Below are 15691 nucleotides of genomic sequence, written 5' to 3'. Positions count from 1 at the left end.
TGGTCCCATAGTGCAGAGCATGGGTTACCCGCCGGCCCACGTGAAGTCGGGGAGGGACAGGCGCCGGGCGGGCCCGCCGTCGACCCGGGAGAACGTCACGACCATGCGCGGGCCCGCGCCGCCCTCACCGAGCGACAGGACGCCCGCCTCCTGCAAACACCGCAGCGCCGGGTCGGCCTGGGCGCCGGGCGATAGATCGAGGTGCACGCCCGCGATGTCCGCGAAGCCCGCGGGGCGCTGCCGCGCGCCGGCCCTGCCGTCCGCCCACGCGTCGGGCCGCCTGGCGCCCGGAGGACGGAAGAGAAACGGCTGCCGCAGATCGGCGCTGGCCAGCGCCACGTCGATCGCCACGCCCTCGGGCACGTACGGAGGGCGGTAATCCCACGTCGCGAACGGGAGCGGCGCCCCGGGAGGGGCCGAGCGGACCGCCACGCCGAACGGCGACGCGCCCGTCCGCCGCCACGCTGCCCGCGCCGCGAGGCGGGTACGGGCGACGAGCGGGGACGCGAGTTCGTCCCGCGCCTCCACCCAGAGCAGCTCCAGGTAGGCGTTGTCGAAGCAGAAGCACACGTTCGCCGTCCCCTGGCCCGGGTGGCTCCGCCGGAAGCTCTCCCGCAGGCCGGCGGACTCGAGGGCGACGCGCTCCGGCGCTCCTCGCTCGACGAGGACGAACAGATGATCGAGCGCCAGGCTGTCATCCCTCGTCGGCATCGATGGCCCCTCCGGGGCGACATGGAAGCATGGCGCCCCCGCCGATGCTAGGCTCCCGCCGGCCCGCGGCGCGCGGGCCCAGGCACCCGCAGAGAGGAGCGTCATGATCGTCGTCACGAACCGCATTCCCGTCGCCGAGGGCCATGAAGCCGAGTTCGAGGACCGGTTCAAGAACCGGGTCCACCTGGTCGATCGCGCGCCAGGCTTCCTCCGCAACGAGGTGCACCGCCCGAAGCCGATGAAGCTGGACCACGCGACGGGCGCGTTCGTCCCGGATCCGGACGCGCAGGGGTTCTACGAGGTCAAGACCTGGTGGCGTTCCATGGACGACTTCGTCGCCTGGACCCGGAGCCCCGAGTTCGCCGAGGCGCACAGGAACCGGGCGCCGAAGGAGATGTTCGCGGGGCCGAGCAAGCTCGATATCCACGAGGTGTTCCTCAGCACCGATCTCTCGCCGTAGCGGGCGCGCGGCAGGCCGGCGCGCCGCGCCGCTCACCCGAGGTGACCGCCGCCGTCGACGTCCCAGTTCGAGCCGGTGACGAACCCTGAGGTGCGCTCGTCGAGCAGCGTCAGCGCGACGCGCGCGACCTCCTCGGGCGGCGCGGCGCGCTTGATCAGGGCACGCGCGATCTGGTCTTCGACCAGGTCCGGGATGTGCCTGGCGGCGGAGCGGACGGCCGGGGTGTCGGTGAGGCCGGGGGAGATGCAGTTGACGCGGATCCCGGCCGGCGCGAGCTCGATCGCCCAGCTCCGGGTCAGGTAGATGAGACCGACCTTGGTGGCGCCGTACATGCTCGTACCGGGGACGTTCGCGCGCCGGGCGAACGACGAGACCATCAAGATGGCCGCGCCCTCGCGGCCCGTGAGCGGCGCGACCGCGGCCTGCGTGCTCGCCATCCAGGGGCGGACGAGCAGGAGCTTCGCGTTCGCGTTGCAGCGAGGCTGTAGGGGCGCGACTGCGCGCGCAGGCTGTTCGGCCAGGTGCCGGACGACGCGACGTGACCCCATGAGCGCCTCGACAGATGTCGTCACGGCGCTGGACGCGGCGTTGCGCGTGGCGGCCGCGCTCGAGAGCATCGGCTGCGAGTACTTCATCGGGGGCAGCCTCGCGAGCTCGCTCCAAGGGGAGCCTCGCGCGACGAACGATATCGATCTGGTCGTCGCGATGATGCCCCATCGTGTGCGCGCGTTCGCCGAGCAGCTCGGTCCGGACTTCGAGGTGGATCAAGACATGCATCCGCGATGCCCTGACCCGCGGAAGCTGCGCGAACATCTTCTACCTCCCCATGGTGACGAAGATCGACATCTTCGCTCTCGGACCGAGTCGATACGACGAGATCGAATTCAGCCGTCGGCGAAAGGTCAGGGTCCGAACCAGCGGTGAGGAGCTGTTTGTCAAGGCGCCAGAGGATACCGTTCTCCGGAAACTGCTCTGGTACCGCGAAGGTGGTGGAGTGTCGTCCAAGCAATGGCGCGATATCATCGAGGTGCTTCGAGTCAGCGGGGCCGAAATCGATCACCAGTACCTGATCACATGGGCCGAAAAGCTCGGAGTCGATGACCTTCTCACCCGAGCACAGGACGAGGCCGCCGGGAAGCTGGACCCGCAATAGCTTGCTCGATAGGCTACTGGACCAGCGAGCAGACGTAGAACCGCTTGTCGTCGCAGTAGTCGCCGCTGCACTCCACCGCGGTGATGAACCGGTTCGCGCCGAAGTGCGCGTACCACTCCTCCTCCGACAGCCAGTCCGACCAGGAGCAGCTCGTGAGGCGCCCGGCCGCCGGCCTGGTGCACTCCAGCGAGATCTCGTCGCAGTAGCTGTCCGAGCACCGGATGCCCGTCACGATGGCCTTGTTGCTGCGGCTGCCGCAGTAGCGGACATTGTCGCCGAGCTCGAACGTCTCGCAATGGCCGCCGCTCGGGCCGTCGTAGCACACCTGCTGGCCGAGATCGCTGTCCCCCTCCTCGGAGAAGTAGTCCGTCCAGTACCTGGTGGAGGTGTCCAGTGAGCTGAAGGAAGGCAGGGCGTTGCAGTGCAGAGCGACGTCGTCGCAGTAATCCCCCCAGCACGCGAATCCGGTCGCGGCCTCGGTGCCGGGGCAGAGCGCGGGGCCGTCTTCCTCCGAGACGTAGTCGGTCCAGTCAGCCTGGGCGGGAGACGCGGCCGCGATCGACGCGAGCGCAACACAGCCTCCGAGCAGCACGGCGATCTTCTTCATGACGAAAAGCTCCTCTCTCTCGTGTCGGCAGGGCCTGGTCGGGCGGGCGCCGGCCGGGGGATCCCGGCGAGGCAGGCGTGGCTCGGGAAACCCCGCCCGCGCCCCCGCCGCCTGCGTCCGAGCACCTGCGCGCGACGTGGGATAGCAATCGATGCGCCATCCGCCGCGAGCGCGTCGGGCGCCGGCTGTGAGGCGCGCTGTCGAGATACGCGCTCGGCGGCTTGCGCCATCCTTGCGCAACTCGAGCGCCGTCGGCCCGAGCGGGCTCGTCGGTCCTCCGGACGATCGCGACCTCCGGACGATCGCGCCCTCCCGACGATCGCCTCCCCCGCGCCGTTCTCTCCCGGCCCCGTTCTGGGGTAGCCTCGTCCGGCCCCCATGAGCGACCTCCGCCAGCCCGCCGAGACCAAGTACGAGCACGAGCTCGCGGCCCTCGCCGCCCACGACAACGCGCCCAGGCCGCCCGGCTGGCGCCTCTCCCCCCGCGCCGTCGAGACCTACATCCTCGGCAGCGACAAGCCCGTCGGCGGCGTCGCGATCACCCCCAAGTACATCGGCGATCGCTCCCTCGTGCAGGTCGCCCTCGCCACGCTCGCGTCCGACCGCGCGCTCATGCTCGTGGGCGAGCCCGGCACCGCGAAGAGCTGGCTCTCCGAGCACCTCTCCGCGGCCATCAGCGGCACGAGCGCGCTCGTGGTCCAGGGCACCGCCGGCACCAGCGAGGAGCACGTCAAGTACGGGTGGAACTACGCCCTGCTCCTCGCCGAGGGGCCGTCGCCGAAGGCGCTCGTGCCCTCGCCCATCCTGCGCGCGATGCGGGACGGGCGGTTCGCGCGGTTCGAGGAGATCACCCGCACCTCGCCCGAGATCCAGGACGCGCTCATCTCCCTCCTGTCCGAGAAGCAGGTCGCGATCCCGGAGCTCGATCAGGTGGTGTCCGCGCAACGCGGGTTCAACCTCATCGCCACCGCCAACACCCGCGATCGCGGCGTCAACGAGATGAGCGCCGCGCTCAAGCGCCGCTTCAACTTCATCACGGTCCCGGTGGTCGACGACCTGGAGCAGGAGATCCGCATCGTGCAGAAGCGCGAGGCCGAGCTGCGCGGCGACTACCAGGTCGGCGTCGAGCCGCCCGCGGAGCTCGCCAGGCTGCTCGTCACGCTGTTCCAGGAGCTCCGCGCCGGCGTGACCAAGGACGGCAAGACCAAGGTGAAGGCGCCCGGCTCGGTGCTGTCGACCGCGGAGGCCATCAGCGTGCTGTTCAACAGCGGCATCCTCGCGCAGCACTTCGGCAGCGGGAAGGTGACCGTCGACGACCTCTCGCGCTCGCTGCTCGGCGCCGTGACCAAGGAGGGCGGCGACGATCTCAAGGCCGTCCGCGAGTACTGCGAGACCGTGGCCAAGGGGCGCGCGGGGCTGTGGAAGGAGCTCTACGCCGCGTCCCGGAAGCGGCTCGCGCCGTGACGGCTCGCCCCGTGACGGCTCGCCCCGCGATGGAGCCCTGATGGACCTGGACCTCGACCGGCTCGCCGCCGTCCACCTCTTCCCGGTGCGCCACCACTCGCCGCGCTCCAGCGCGGCGCTCCGCGCCTACCTCGACGAGGTGCGCCCGAAGGCGGTCTTCGTCGAGGGCCCGAGCGACGCGAACGCGCTGCTCGAGGCGCTGGTCGATCCGAGGACCGTGCCCCCGGTCGCGATCCTCGGCTACCGGACCGACGGCGCGCCCGCGTCGTCGCTGTGGCCGTTCGCCGCGTACTCGCCCGAGTACGTGGCGCTGAAGTGGGCGTTCGAGCACGGCGCGCGCGCGGAGCTCATCGACGTGCCCGTGGGCGTGACGCTCGCGCCGTTCGAGGGGGATCGGGTCGGCCACGACGACGCCGAGGACCCGGGCGGCGACGCGCGCGAGGTCGGCGCGGAGCGCAGCGAGCACGCGGGCGCGGGCGGCGACGACGCGGACGAGGACGACGCGCCGGCGAGCGCGGAAGACGAGGCGGAAGGCGAGCTGGAGAGCATCTACGAGGCGTGCGCGCGGGCCCGGGGCTTCCGCTCGTTCGAGGAGTTCTGGGAGGCCTCGTTCGAGGCGCCCCGCCACGATCCCCGGTCGTTCCGCGAGGCGCTGCTCGCGTACGCGGACCTCGTGCGCGGCGAGGGCGACCGGCTGGTCCACCGGGCGCGCGACGCGTACATGGCGCGGCGCCTGCTCGACCGCATGGGGCCGGGCCTCGCGCCGCACGAGGTCGTGGCCGTGCTCGGCGCGGCGCACGCGGCGGCGTTCGCGGCCCGCGACGTCGATCCCGCGCTGGAGGCGCGGCTGCCGGCCCCGGCGCCGTGCGCGGCGACGCTGATCCCGTTCAGCTTCCCGCGCCTGTCCGAGCAGCTCGGCTACGGCGCGGGCAACCGGGCGCCGCAGTACTACCAGCGCGCCCACGACGCCGGCGGCGACTTCCGCCGCGCCACGCTCGAGGTGCTGATCGACTTCACCGAGCACCTGCGCCTGCGCGGCTTCATGGCGTCGCTGGCCGACACGATCGAGGCGTTCCGCCTCGCGGTGGCGCTCGCCGAGCACCGCGGCAAGGCCGAGCCCGGCCTCGACGAGGTGCGCGAGGCGACCATCGCGACCCTGTGCCGCGGCGACGCCACGCACGTCGACGGCTTCCTCTGGCCGGCGGTCATCGGCCGCAACGTGGGCCGCGTCGCCGACCGGATCGGGAAGAACTCGCTCCAGGAGGAGTTCTGGCGCGAGGTGCGCGAGCGGAGGCTCCCCGCCACGGACGCGCCCGAGGCGTTCCGGCTCTCGCTCACCAACGAGGTCGAGGTCGGCACGAGCGTGCTCTTGCACCGGCTCCGCATCGCGAAGATCCCCTACGCGGCGTACGCCGGTACGCGCGCGGCGGGGCGGCGCGCCGGGGCGGCGGGGCGGGGCGGCGCGGCGGCGCAGCAGGCGCCGCCGGAGGAGCTGCTCGGGCAGCTCAGCGAGACGTGGGAGGCGCAGTGGACGCCGGCGACCGACGTGGCGCTGGTCGAGAAGATCGTCCTCGGCGACACGCTGGAGCAGGTGGCGACGCGGCTGCTCGAGGAGGATCTCGCGGCCTGCCACACGACGGGCGAGGCCGCCGACGTGCTCCTGAACGGCGTGCTCGCGTCGAGCGCGCGCGCCGTGGCCGCGGCGCTGCGCGCGTGCGACCAGCTCGCGGCGGGCGACGGCGACCTGCCGTCGCTGGCGCGCGCGTGCCGCGCGTTCGCGGGGCTCGTGTCGTTCGGGTCGTCGCGGTCGCTGTCGTCGCTCGGCGACGGGGTGATCGCGCCGATGCTGGAGAGGACGTTCGCGCGCGCGGTGCTGCGCGTCCACGGCGGCTGCACGGGCAGCGACGAGGCGGTGGCGGGGGCCAAGGAGGCGCTGCGCACGCTGCACGACGTGGCGCTGTCGCAGCCGCTCGTCGACCGCGGGGCGTGGCTCGAGGCGGCGCGGGGGCTCGTGGACAGCGAGGCGGTGAACCCCACGGCGTCGGGGCTGGCCTGCGGGCTGCTCTACCTGGCGCAGGGGATCGACGACGCGGAGGTGGCGCGGGTCGTGGGCCTGCGGCTCGGGGGCGCGGCCCCGCCCGAGGCGGCGGCGTCGTTCCTTGCGGGCTTCCTCGAGGTGAACGCGCTGGTGCTCGTGAAGAGCCGGCCGGTGGTGGAGGCGCTCGACGCGTTCCTCGGCGGCATCGCGCCGGAGCGCTTCAAGGACGCGTTGCCGGTGCTGCGGCGCGCCTTCTCGGGGCTCGGGGCGACGGAGCGGCGGTACCTGCTCGAGAACGTGCTCGCGGCGCGGAGGCTCGGCGACAAGGCCCGGGCGGCGCAGGCGGTGCTGCTGGAGAAGGACCGGGAGAAGCTCAAGGAGATGAGCGAGGACCTCTCCCAGGCGATGGATGATCTGGACGATCTGCTCTGACGGCGGGCTGTAGCGAAGCGACCAGCGGCCCGACCAGCCCACGATGTCGCCGACCCGGGCCTCGACATCACGGATCCCACGTGTGAGGAGGGTTGATATCCGACCACCACTGCCCGCGCGATGAGATCGTCTGGGAGCCAGCACGTTCGAGCGCTTCCGAGAGCTGCCTGCCCACGGAGCCGATGGCCACGACATCGAGCCCCATCGCATCTCGTAGCGCAAGGGCGCCTCTCTCGCCTCCGCATTGAGCGCGCCGGCGCGCGTCGCCGCGTGCAAGCTCACCTTCGGTTCCCCGTTCCAGAAGCACGCCGGCGCGATCTGCGGCGACGGAGCATTTCCGCTTCCGCAGGGAGCGTTACGAGCACGTCGACACAATCGCGGATATCGCCGCCGCTGCTCTGGCGGGGTAGCTCATGACGGAGCAAAAATCGTGGTCCGCCAATGCGCGCCAGGTGGCGCCGGCATCACCTTTCACGCCGGACGGGGGAGCGAGCGACTTGCGGGATCGGAGCGCTTGCGGCGCGATATCGCGTCAACGGAGCTGGGCGCAGGGCGGCGTCGGCCCTGGCGGGGGCGGGCAAGAGGCGAGGGCCTGCGATAGGAACACGCGCGCCCGGCGGGGTCGCTGCTTCCCGCCGGGGTCCGCGTCATTCGAGGCACGTCGGCTTCGCCGGCGGCTGAGTCTCAGATGCCCCCCGTCGAGATGCCCACCTTCCGCGTCGGCGCGCTGCTGTGATGGAAGGTGCGAGCCGTCATCGAGAAGCGATAGGTCTTCAAGGGGGTCACACCAGTGCCGACGCTCAGCGCCTTGCACGTCCCTGTGCCCGCATCCCACTGGCCGTTGTCATCCATGGAGAACTGGTACACCCAATTTCCACCGATCGACTCGAACACGTCCGCCTGGATCCAACTATCTTCGCAGGCCGCTTGCGTGGTCGGCGCGCTGTCGGCCCAGTACATGGTGGCGTACGCCACACCTCCAGGCGCGGCGATGTTGTTCACGTCGACCACCACGCCCTTGTAGCAGGAGATCGTGTCATACGTCTGGGGCGAGACCCAGTTGGCAGAGCCGTTGACGGAGACCGTGGCGGTAGCGCCAGCGCATTCGCTCCCGATCGCTTGCTCCGTCTCGCCCAAGTCCTCGTCGAAGACCTCGCCTTCCGCGCTCCCGAGGCAGCCCGAGAGCACCAGCCCGCTCATGCAGACCGACACGACACCCATGCGCAACATGATTCCTTCAATATTCATTGCAATTCTCTCAATCTATAATCGTCGACGATCGTTAGCCCGAAGCCACGTGAAGTGGCACCGTTCGTGATGACCCGAGCGCTCGAACCGCTCATATGGACCACGCGTCCGTGAACGCGACCGGCCTGGCACATCCGTCGGCTTCAACGACGCTCCAGGCCGGCCGCCCCGGACGAATTGCAATCCGCGGGCCATCGCCGGGAGAGCGGCTCAGGCGCCGATCGGCCGCGTCCAGCGCCCCCCTTGGCGGCGCTTTGCGGGCACCTCGGCCAGCTCGGCGCCGGTCGCCTTCCACCTGGGCAAGCACAGGCACGTCGCGATGGACGAGGCACCAATCGCGTGGGATCGTGCACGATCCTGACGGCGGAGCCTGTCCTTGTCGCCGGGGATGGGTCTCCGAGCGACCGCCTCGCCCGGCGTCCGGCGCTCGCTCCGCCGCACGAGGCGCCCAGTCATGCCCGATCCGTGACATGTCACGGCTCGAGCGTGACATGTCACGGCTCGAGCGTGACATGTCACACGGGCACGGCCGACCTCGTCGCGCATGTCGCCCGCGATCTCTGCGCCGAGACCTCTGGTCGGACGTCCGCAGGATACTCGATCAGCACCCGCAAGCAGCACCTCGCGACGGTGGAGGAGCTTGCGGCGCACTTCGGCCGTCCGGTTGCAGAGCTCGGGCGCGACGAGCTTCGGGCCGATGTCGAGCACCTGTGGACGCAGCAGCGGAGCGCGTCGTGGCTGAAGATGAAGCTCAGCGCGATGGCGTTCGTGTACCGGAAGACGCTGGGTCGTCCCAAGGACGTGTCGTTCATCGGCTGGCCGAAGCAGCGCTGGCCGCTGCCGACGGTGCTGAGCGCTGACGAGGTGCAGGCGCTGCTGCGTGCCCTCGCCAACCGTCGTCATCGAGCGATCGGCATGGTGCTGTACGGCGCTGGCCTGCGGATCTCCGAAGCCCTGGCGCTGGAGGTGACGGACATCGACGGAGCGCGCGGCGTTCTTCGCGTGCGGCACGGCAAAGGCAATCGAGCCCTGGAGGCGAAGCTGTCGCCAGCGCTGTACGTCTGGTTGCGGAGATACTGGGCTGCCGAGCGGCCGCCACGCCCCTACCTGCTCGCCTCTGCTCATAGCGGGCGCCTGTCTCGGTGTCGCCGTCACGTCCGCCCCGGCGCCGGCGAAACGCTCGCTGACGTGCGGCGGGCCAGGTGCGCGACCAGCGCCTCCGATGCGCGGGCCTGCTCGAGGTGGATCTCGACCAGGCGATCGAGCGCGTTGAACGCCTCTCCGCGTGATCCATCTCGGTCCACTGGACGGTGATCCCCGTTTCCCCGACACTGCCCGCGATGCCTGCCCGCCCCCCCCGCAAACCGCCGCCCGCCCCCGCCGGACCCGCCCCCGCGCCGGACGACCTCACCGACGCCGACCGCGACGCCCTCCTGCGCTGGCGCCTCGCCCTCGGCCCCGAGGCCGAGCGCGTCGACCCGCGCCTCGACCTCGGCCGCCTCGGCGCCGCCGCCTCCGCGCTCCACGTCGACCCGCGCCGGGTGGGCGACCTCGACCGGGCGCTCTCGTTCCTCTACGACGAGCGCGCAGGCAACCTCGGCGGCTCGCGGCCCTATGTCCCCGAGTGGCTCGCCGCCGTGCGCGAGTTCTTCAGCCACGATGTCGTCGCCCTCGTCCAGAAGGACGCCATCGAGAGAAAGGGGCTGACCCAGCTCCTCTTCGAGCCCGAGACGCTGCCGTTCCTCGAGAAGAACGTCGAGCTCGTCGCCACCCTCATGAGCGCGAGAGGCCTCATCCCCGACGCCGCCCGCGAGGCCGCCCGGCAGATCGTGCGCGAGGTCGTCGACGACGTGCGCCGCGCGCTGGAGTCCGAGGTCCGCACCGCCGTCCTCGGCGCGCTGCGGCGGAACACCACGAGCCCGCTGCGCGTCCTCAAGAACCTCGACTGGAAGCGCACCATCCGCAAGAACCTGAAGGGTTGGGACGCGGAGCGGCGCCGCCTCGTCCCCGACAAGCTCTATTTCTGGGCCAACCAGACGCGAAGGCACGAGTGGGACGTCGCCATCCTCGTCGACCAGTCAGGCTCCATGGGCGAGAGCGTCGTCTACAGCTCCATCATGGCGGCCATCTTCGCGTCGCTCGATGTCCTCCGCACACGGCTCCTCTTCTTCGACACCGAGGTCGTCGACGTGACGCCGATGCTCGTCGATCCGGTCGACGTGCTGTTCACCGCGCAGCTCGGCGGCGGCACCGACATCAACCGCGCCGTGGCCTACGCCCAGGAACACTTCGTCGAGCGGCCCGAGAAGACGCTGCTCATCCTGATCACGGACCTGTTCGAGGGCGGAAACGCCGAGGAGCTCCTCGCCCGGATGCGGAGGCTCGCCGACGACAAGGTGCGCTCGATCTGCCTGCTCGCGCTCTCGGACAGCGGAAAGCCCTCGTACGATCACGACATGGCGCAGAAGCTCGCCGCGCTCGGGACTCCCTGCTTCGGCTGCACACCGAAGCTCCTCGTCAAGGTGGTGGAACGGATCATGCGAGGGCAGGACCTCGGCCCGCTGCTCGAGGCCGAGGCGAGGTGAGCGCTCCGCGCGAGCCCTCGGCGGCACACCCGTGAAGCCGGTCACATACCTTGAAAACCACGATCCCGGTGCGTCAGCGCGTCCCACACGCCCGTGGTCGCTACGCTCCGGGCACCAAGGCGTCTAGCCCGCGCGCGCCTCGGTCCGCCGCGCCGCGGCGCGCTTCCGCGCTGCGGCGCGCCGGGCAGCGCCCGCGGCGCCGCGCCGGCGGCCACCCGCTGCGCGATACGCCTCTTCGAGGGGCGACTCGACCAAGAGCGGACCGGCGCCTTTCGCGGCGCTGATCGAAGGGCCAACTAGGCTGATGGAAAGTTTCACTTGAACTACCAATGCGGTGGCGGACAGATCACGTCGTGCAGCGGAGGGCTCATCACCTATAAACCGTTTCGATCTTCCACGCAGCATCAACACAACGAGAAGATCAGGAGCCCTGGAGCGTCCGTCCGGACGTGTTGACGTCCACCCGGGAGGTCCACTCGCCTTCCGCCACGGAGGTCGGAAACACGCTCATGTGCACCGCGGAGGCACGAAGGCACGGGTCTGGATCTGTTCCGTGCCTTCGTGTCTCCGCGGTGCATGACGAGGGGGTGCCCCGGATGTCGCACCGGACGCTCTGTCACGAACACGTTGCACGATGCAGGCCAACCATGCCGCGATGCCGGCATCGCCGCTTTTCCCGGGGTGCTCGCGGCGCGTCTTTCATCGTTGAAACGGCTGGTTGCAACCGTGGCGCGACGCCGCGCCGTCCGCCGGCGAACGTCGGGTGATCCGGCGCTGCCGTCCCGGAGGGCCGCGCCGCGGCGGCCACCTCCGCCGAGGCGTCGCCGTCCACGGGACCCGTCCCCCCGCGGGACCGGTCCTGCGCGCCGCGGCGGCCACCTCGGAGGTCGTCCCGGCCGGCAGGGCCGATCCGCGAGGATGCCGGACGCGCGCTCGGCGCCGGAACGGACCGACGGCCTGGGTGGGCGCGCTGAACATCAAGGCCAGCGCGCGGAGCGAGCTCCTGAGCTCGTGCGAGGTGACCGGCATAAAATCCTTGCGGAGCCGGCACCTATCTGGATCACCTGCGTCGAGCATCCGAGCGCCGTCCTGCGGAGAGCACGCGAGGCGCGCGGTCCACACGACCGCTCGACGACCGCTCGCCAGCCCACCCCCGCCGGCGACGAGCTCTCATGGACGAGCCTGGGTCCCCCGTTCTGAAGAGCCGCGCTCTGGCGATTGACAGGGCGCAGCCCGGGCCGAGCTCCCGCGCCTTAGCAGATTGACACCTGGCTGGTCAAGGCATGCGGACATCCGGTTGAGCACCGGCCCCCCGTTTGCTCCCGCCGTTTCCAAGGGACGCCCACGAGCATCGGACAGGAGCCCTCTCGCGCACCAGCGGCTCGGTCTCGGTCACGGCTTGGCCGTCGCGGCCTGGCACGGCCCGAGGCGCCAGCGGCTGCCGTCCGTGAAACGCGACAAACGTTCACCCTGCCCTCAACCATCCCGATTGGTCGCGCTCGTCGAGCAGGGCGCCACGACGCGAGAGGCGCACACAGCGCCCTCCGCGCAACCACTCCACACGATCAGGTCCGCGCGATCAAATCCACACGATCAAGCGCTTCCATGTTTCCAAATTGCATCGCCGATAAATTAGGAAAGAAAAATCAATCCGTGCGGGCGCTTGCAAAGCCCGGCGCGGGTGGTAACTTGCCGCAATTCTTCTATGTCCGAGACGACATCGCTGAGCCCTGCCCTGGCGCCGGGGCTTCGGGATTGCTGCGCTCGCCTCACGGAGGACGCATGGCCGCCATCGGCGCTCGCTCGTCCATTCGCTGGTATTGCCGTGGTGGGAATGGGATGCCGCTTCCCTGGCGGCATCGACTCGCCCGGGTCCTTGTGGGCAGCGCTATCTGCAGGGCGCGATCTCGTCAGTGAGGTCCCGCCCGACCGGTGGGATGTCGATGCTTACTACGACGCCGACACGAGCGCCCCCGGGAAGATCGCGACCCGTCATGGCGGCTTCCTCGCCGGGGTCGCGGCCTTCGACGCGCCATTCTTCGACCTCTCGCCGCGCGAAGCGAAGCACATGGATCCGCAGCAGCGCCTCGGCCTGGAGACGGCGTGGGAGGCGCTGGAGGACGCGGGCATGGATGTGGGAGGCCTGCGGGGCGGCCGGGCAGGCGTGTTCGTCGGCTCGATGTGGGCGGAGTACGACGTGCTCGCGGCGCGACATTTCGAGTCGATTTCGCCCCACGGGGCCACGGGGAACGACCCGGGAATGATCGCGGCGCGCATCGCGTATACCTTCGGCCTCCGCGGGCCGGCCCTGTCCGTGAACACGGCGTCGTCGTCCTCCCTCGTGGCCGTGCACCTCGCGCTGCAAAGCCTGCAGAACGGAGAGTGTGACCTCGCGCTGGCCGGCGGCGTGAACCTGATCCTGACTCCGTACAACACGATCAAGATGACGAAGCTCGGCACGATGGCGCCGGACGGTCGGTGCAAGGCGTTCGACCACCGGGCCAACGGCTACGTGCGCGCCGAGGGCGTCGGGTTCGTGGTCCTGAAGCGGCTGTCGCGCGCGGCCGCGGACGGCGATCGGATCTATGCGGTGGTGCGCGGCGCGGCCGTGAACAACGACGGGCTCACCGAGGGGCTGACCGCGCCGAGCGTGGAAGCGCAGGAGGCCGTGCTGCGGGAGGCCTACGCGCGCGCCGGGGTATCTCCCGCCGAGGTGGACTATGTCGAGGCGCATGGAACGGGAACGCCGCTCGGCGATCGCGTGGAGGCGACGGCGCTCGGGCGGGTGCTCGGCAAAGGGCGCGCAACCGATCGCGCGCTGCGGGTCGGCTCGATCAAGACCAACCTCGGTCACGCGGAAGCTGCCGCCGGAATCGCCGGGTTGATGAAGGCGGCGCTGTCGCTGCGCCATGGCTGGATCCCGGCGAGTCTGCACCTGGAGCGCCCGCACCCGGAGATACCCCTCGAATCGCTGGGCCTCGAGGTCCAGAAGGAGAGCGGCGCGTGGCCGGAGGTCGATCGGCCACGGCGAGCAGGCGTGAGCTCCTTCGGCTTCGGCGGCACGAACTGCCATGTGGTGCTCGAGGAGTGGCGCGGTGGCGTCCAGCAGGACGCCGGGCGCGATGGCGTCCAGCAGGCCGCCGCGGAGGCGGATCGCGAGCCGGGCGCCACGCCGCCCGTGCCTGTCCTCCCCCTCTTGCTGTCGGCGAGGGACCCCGGGGCGCTGCGGGCGCAGGCGGGCCGGTGGGCGGCGTGGCTCACGGCGCACGCGGAGGCGCGCTGGGCGGACGTGGTCCACACGGCGGCGGTGCGGCGGACGCACCTCGGCGCTCGGGCCGCGGTGATGGCGGCCGGCGTGGCCGAGGCCGTCGAGGGGCTGACGGCCCTCGCCGAAGGGCGCGCCCACAGGGCGGTGACGACCGGTGAGGCGCGCGCGCGGCGCAAGGCGGTCTTCGTGTTCCCGGGCCAGGGCAGCCAGTGGCCGGCGATGGGGCGAGCGCTCCTGTCCGCGTCCAGGGTGTTCGCCGAGGCCGTCGAGGCGTGCGACGCGGCGCTGAGGCCGCTGACCGGCTGGTCGGTGCTCGCGGTGCTGCGCGGCGACGAGGGGGACGCGGCGCCGTCGCTCGAGCGCGCCGACGTGGTGCAGCCGGCCCTGTTCGCGATGGCGGTCGGGCTGTCCGCCGTCTACCGCGCGTGGGGCCTCGAGCCTTCGGCCGTGGTGGGCCACAGCCAGGGCGAGGTCCCGGCCGCGTACGTGGCGGGGGCGCTCTCGCTCGACGACGCGGCGCGGATCGTGGCGGTCCGGAGCGCGCTGGTGCGGCGGCTCTCGGGCGCGGGGGCGATCGCGGCGGTGGAGCTGCCGGTCAGCGAGGTGGAGCGTCGCCTCGTGCCGTTCGAGGGCGCGCTGTCCGTCGCGGTGGTGAACACGTCGAGCTCCACGGCCGTGTCCGGGGACGCCGACGCGGTGGACAGGCTGGTCTCGCAGCTCGAGGCCGAAGGCGTCTTTTGCCGGAAGGTGAACGTCGATTACGCGTCCCACAGCGCGCACGTGGACGTCGTGCTGCCGGAGCTCCGGGAGCGCCTGGCACAGGTCCGGCCGGTGGCCACGAGCCTTCCATTTTACTCGACGGTGACGGGCGGCGTGCTGGAGGGGACGGCGCTCGACGGGGCGTACTGGTGCCGCAACCTGCGCGAGCCGGTGCGCCTGGACCGCGCGCTCACCCGTCTGCTGGACGACGGGCACGAGGTCTTCGTGGAGGTCAGCGCGCACCCGCTCCTGGCCTTGCCGCTGGCCGCGGCGTGCGCCGAGCGCGACGGCGTGGTCAGCGGCAGCCTGCAGCGCGACGACGGCGGCCTCGGGCGGCTGCTCGGCGTGCTGGGTGGGCTGCATGTGCAGGGACATCCGATCGATTGGCGCGCGGTGCTGGCGCCGTTCGGCGGTGGCCTCACGGATCTGCCCACGTACGCGTTCCAGCGTCAGCGCTACTGGCTCGACACGGACGAGGCCCTCGCGGCCAGCGCGGCGTCCAGCGCCGCGGAAGCGTCGTGGTCAGAGAAGCTGGCCGGGCTGTCTCCCTCGCGGCGGGAGGAGCGGATGCTCGAATGGGTGCGCGCGGAGATCGCGGCGGTGCTCGGGCTGGCAGAGGCGCACGCGGTGCCGCCGGACGCCTTGCTGCGGGACCTCGGGCTGAAATCGCCGATCGCCGTGGAGCTGGGGAGCCGCCTGGGGCGCAGGACCCGCCGAAAGCTGCCCGTGACCTTCGCCTACAACTACCCGACACCGCGAGCGATCGCGCGCGCCCTCCTGGAGCCGATGTCCTCTCCCGAGCACGCACCTGGTCGCGGGAGCCAGGATTCTCCATCGAGCGCCGCGGGCGAGCGCCGGCCGCAGGAGGCGCATGCCGGCGCTGCGCCTCGACAGGCCCTGGAGCCGTCCGCGATGTCCGACGAGGAGCTGTTCCAGTCGATCGATGCGCTCGTCTAGAGGGACCGT

At 71.3% G+C, this 15691-nt stretch carries 11 protein-coding genes; 7 read left to right on the top strand and 4 right to left on the bottom strand.

Going from position 1 to position 15691, the window contains the following annotated elements; all coding sequences use genetic code 11:
• Positions 1 to 24 precede the first annotated feature (24 nt).
• The gene (locus tag WMF31_RS02355) at positions 25 to 711 is read right to left on the bottom strand and encodes a VOC family protein (RefSeq protein ID WP_436600377.1); all 687 of its coding nucleotides are present in this window, start codon (positions 709 to 711) and stop codon (positions 25 to 27) included.
• 103 nt (positions 712 to 814) lie between these two features.
• On the opposite strand from WMF31_RS02355, the gene WMF31_RS02350 reads away from it, so the two are divergent.
• Positions 815 to 1171: an antibiotic biosynthesis monooxygenase family protein gene (locus WMF31_RS02350; RefSeq protein WP_436600376.1), complete on the top strand. Its 357-nt coding sequence runs from the start codon at positions 815 to 817 to the stop codon at positions 1169 to 1171.
• A 32-nt stretch (positions 1172 to 1203) separates the two neighbouring features.
• Here the strand turns inward: WMF31_RS02350 and WMF31_RS02345 are convergent, their stop codons facing one another.
• Entirely contained in the window at positions 1204 to 1806 is a 603-nt protein-coding gene (locus WMF31_RS02345) for an SDR family oxidoreductase (RefSeq protein ID WP_436600375.1), read from the bottom strand.
• Between the two features lie 191 nt (positions 1807 to 1997).
• Between WMF31_RS02345 and WMF31_RS02340 the strand changes: the two genes are divergently transcribed.
• Positions 1998 to 2324, top strand: coding sequence for a hypothetical protein (locus WMF31_RS02340; RefSeq protein WP_436600374.1), 327 nt, complete (start codon positions 1998 to 2000; stop codon positions 2322 to 2324).
• Between the two features lie 13 nt (positions 2325 to 2337).
• On the opposite strand, the gene WMF31_RS02335 is transcribed toward WMF31_RS02340, so the two are convergent.
• Positions 2338 to 2931, bottom strand: a complete 594-nt coding sequence (locus tag WMF31_RS02335) for a hypothetical protein (RefSeq protein ID WP_129354041.1) — start codon at positions 2929 to 2931, stop codon at positions 2338 to 2340.
• Between the two features lie 378 nt (positions 2932 to 3309).
• Here WMF31_RS02335 and WMF31_RS02330 point away from each other — a divergent pair, with 378 nt between their 5' ends.
• Together WMF31_RS02330 and WMF31_RS02325 are read left to right on the top strand one after the other, a co-directional pair.
• Complete coding sequence (locus WMF31_RS02330; protein WP_436600373.1) at positions 3310 to 4395, top strand: ATP-binding protein; 1086 nt, start codon at positions 3310 to 3312, stop codon at positions 4393 to 4395.
• 40 nt (positions 4396 to 4435) lie between these two features.
• Complete coding sequence (locus WMF31_RS02325) at positions 4436 to 6865, top strand: DUF5682 family protein (RefSeq protein ID WP_436600372.1); 2430 nt, start codon at positions 4436 to 4438, stop codon at positions 6863 to 6865.
• Between the two features lie 684 nt (positions 6866 to 7549).
• Here the strand turns inward: WMF31_RS02325 and WMF31_RS02320 are convergent.
• A complete protein-coding gene (locus WMF31_RS02320; protein WP_436600371.1) occupies positions 7550 to 8113 on the bottom strand; it encodes a hypothetical protein in 564 nt (187 codons plus the stop codon).
• Positions 8114 to 8452: 339 nt separating this feature from the next.
• Here WMF31_RS02320 and WMF31_RS02315 point away from each other — a divergent pair, with 339 nt between their 5' ends.
• The 3 genes from WMF31_RS02315 to WMF31_RS02305 all read left to right on the top strand — a co-directional run bounded on the left by WMF31_RS02315 (position 8453) and on the right by WMF31_RS02305 (position 15682).
• Positions 8453 to 9427 carry a tyrosine-type recombinase/integrase gene (locus tag WMF31_RS02315; protein ID WP_436600370.1) on the top strand — a complete coding sequence of 325 codons (975 nt, stop codon included), beginning with the start codon at positions 8453 to 8455 and terminating at the stop codon, positions 9425 to 9427.
• Positions 9428 to 9453: 26 nt separating this feature from the next.
• Complete coding sequence (locus WMF31_RS02310) at positions 9454 to 10698, top strand: VWA domain-containing protein (RefSeq protein WP_436600369.1); 1245 nt, start codon at positions 9454 to 9456, stop codon at positions 10696 to 10698.
• Positions 10699 to 12523: 1825 nt separating this feature from the next.
• Positions 12524 to 15682, top strand: coding sequence for a type I polyketide synthase (locus WMF31_RS02305; RefSeq protein ID WP_436600368.1), 3159 nt, complete (start codon positions 12524 to 12526; stop codon positions 15680 to 15682).
• The last annotated feature ends 9 nt before the right edge of the window (positions 15683 to 15691 follow it).

It is taken from the genome of Sorangium sp. So ce1036 (genome assembly GCF_051369805.1).
Taxonomy (GTDB): domain Bacteria; phylum Myxococcota_A; class Polyangia; order Polyangiales; family Polyangiaceae; genus Sorangium; species Sorangium cellulosum_F.
Note: the sequence above shows the minus strand (reverse complement) of the source record. Positions and strands in the feature narration are given on the sequence as shown.

Coding starts and splice junctions, on each gene's coding strand:
- WMF31_RS02355 (WP_436600377.1), bottom strand. CDS start 711: ATGCCGACGAGGGATGACAGCCTGGCGCTCGATCATCTGTTCGTCCTC.
- WMF31_RS02350 (WP_436600376.1), top strand. CDS start 815: ATGATCGTCGTCACGAACCGCATTCCCGTCGCCGAGGGCCATGAAGCC.
- WMF31_RS02345 (WP_436600375.1), bottom strand. CDS start 1,806: ATGAAGTACTCGCAGCCGATGCTCTCGAGCGCGGCCGCCACGCGCAAC.
- WMF31_RS02340 (WP_436600374.1), top strand. CDS start 1,998: ATGGTGACGAAGATCGACATCTTCGCTCTCGGACCGAGTCGATACGAC.
- WMF31_RS02335 (WP_129354041.1), bottom strand. CDS start 2,931: ATGAAGAAGATCGCCGTGCTGCTCGGAGGCTGTGTTGCGCTCGCGTCG.
- WMF31_RS02330 (WP_436600373.1), top strand. CDS start 3,310: ATGAGCGACCTCCGCCAGCCCGCCGAGACCAAGTACGAGCACGAGCTC.
- WMF31_RS02325 (WP_436600372.1), top strand. CDS start 4,436: ATGGACCTGGACCTCGACCGGCTCGCCGCCGTCCACCTCTTCCCGGTG.
- WMF31_RS02320 (WP_436600371.1), bottom strand. CDS start 8,113: ATGAATATTGAAGGAATCATGTTGCGCATGGGTGTCGTGTCGGTCTGC.
- WMF31_RS02310 (WP_436600369.1), top strand. CDS start 9,454: ATGCCTGCCCGCCCCCCCCGCAAACCGCCGCCCGCCCCCGCCGGACCC.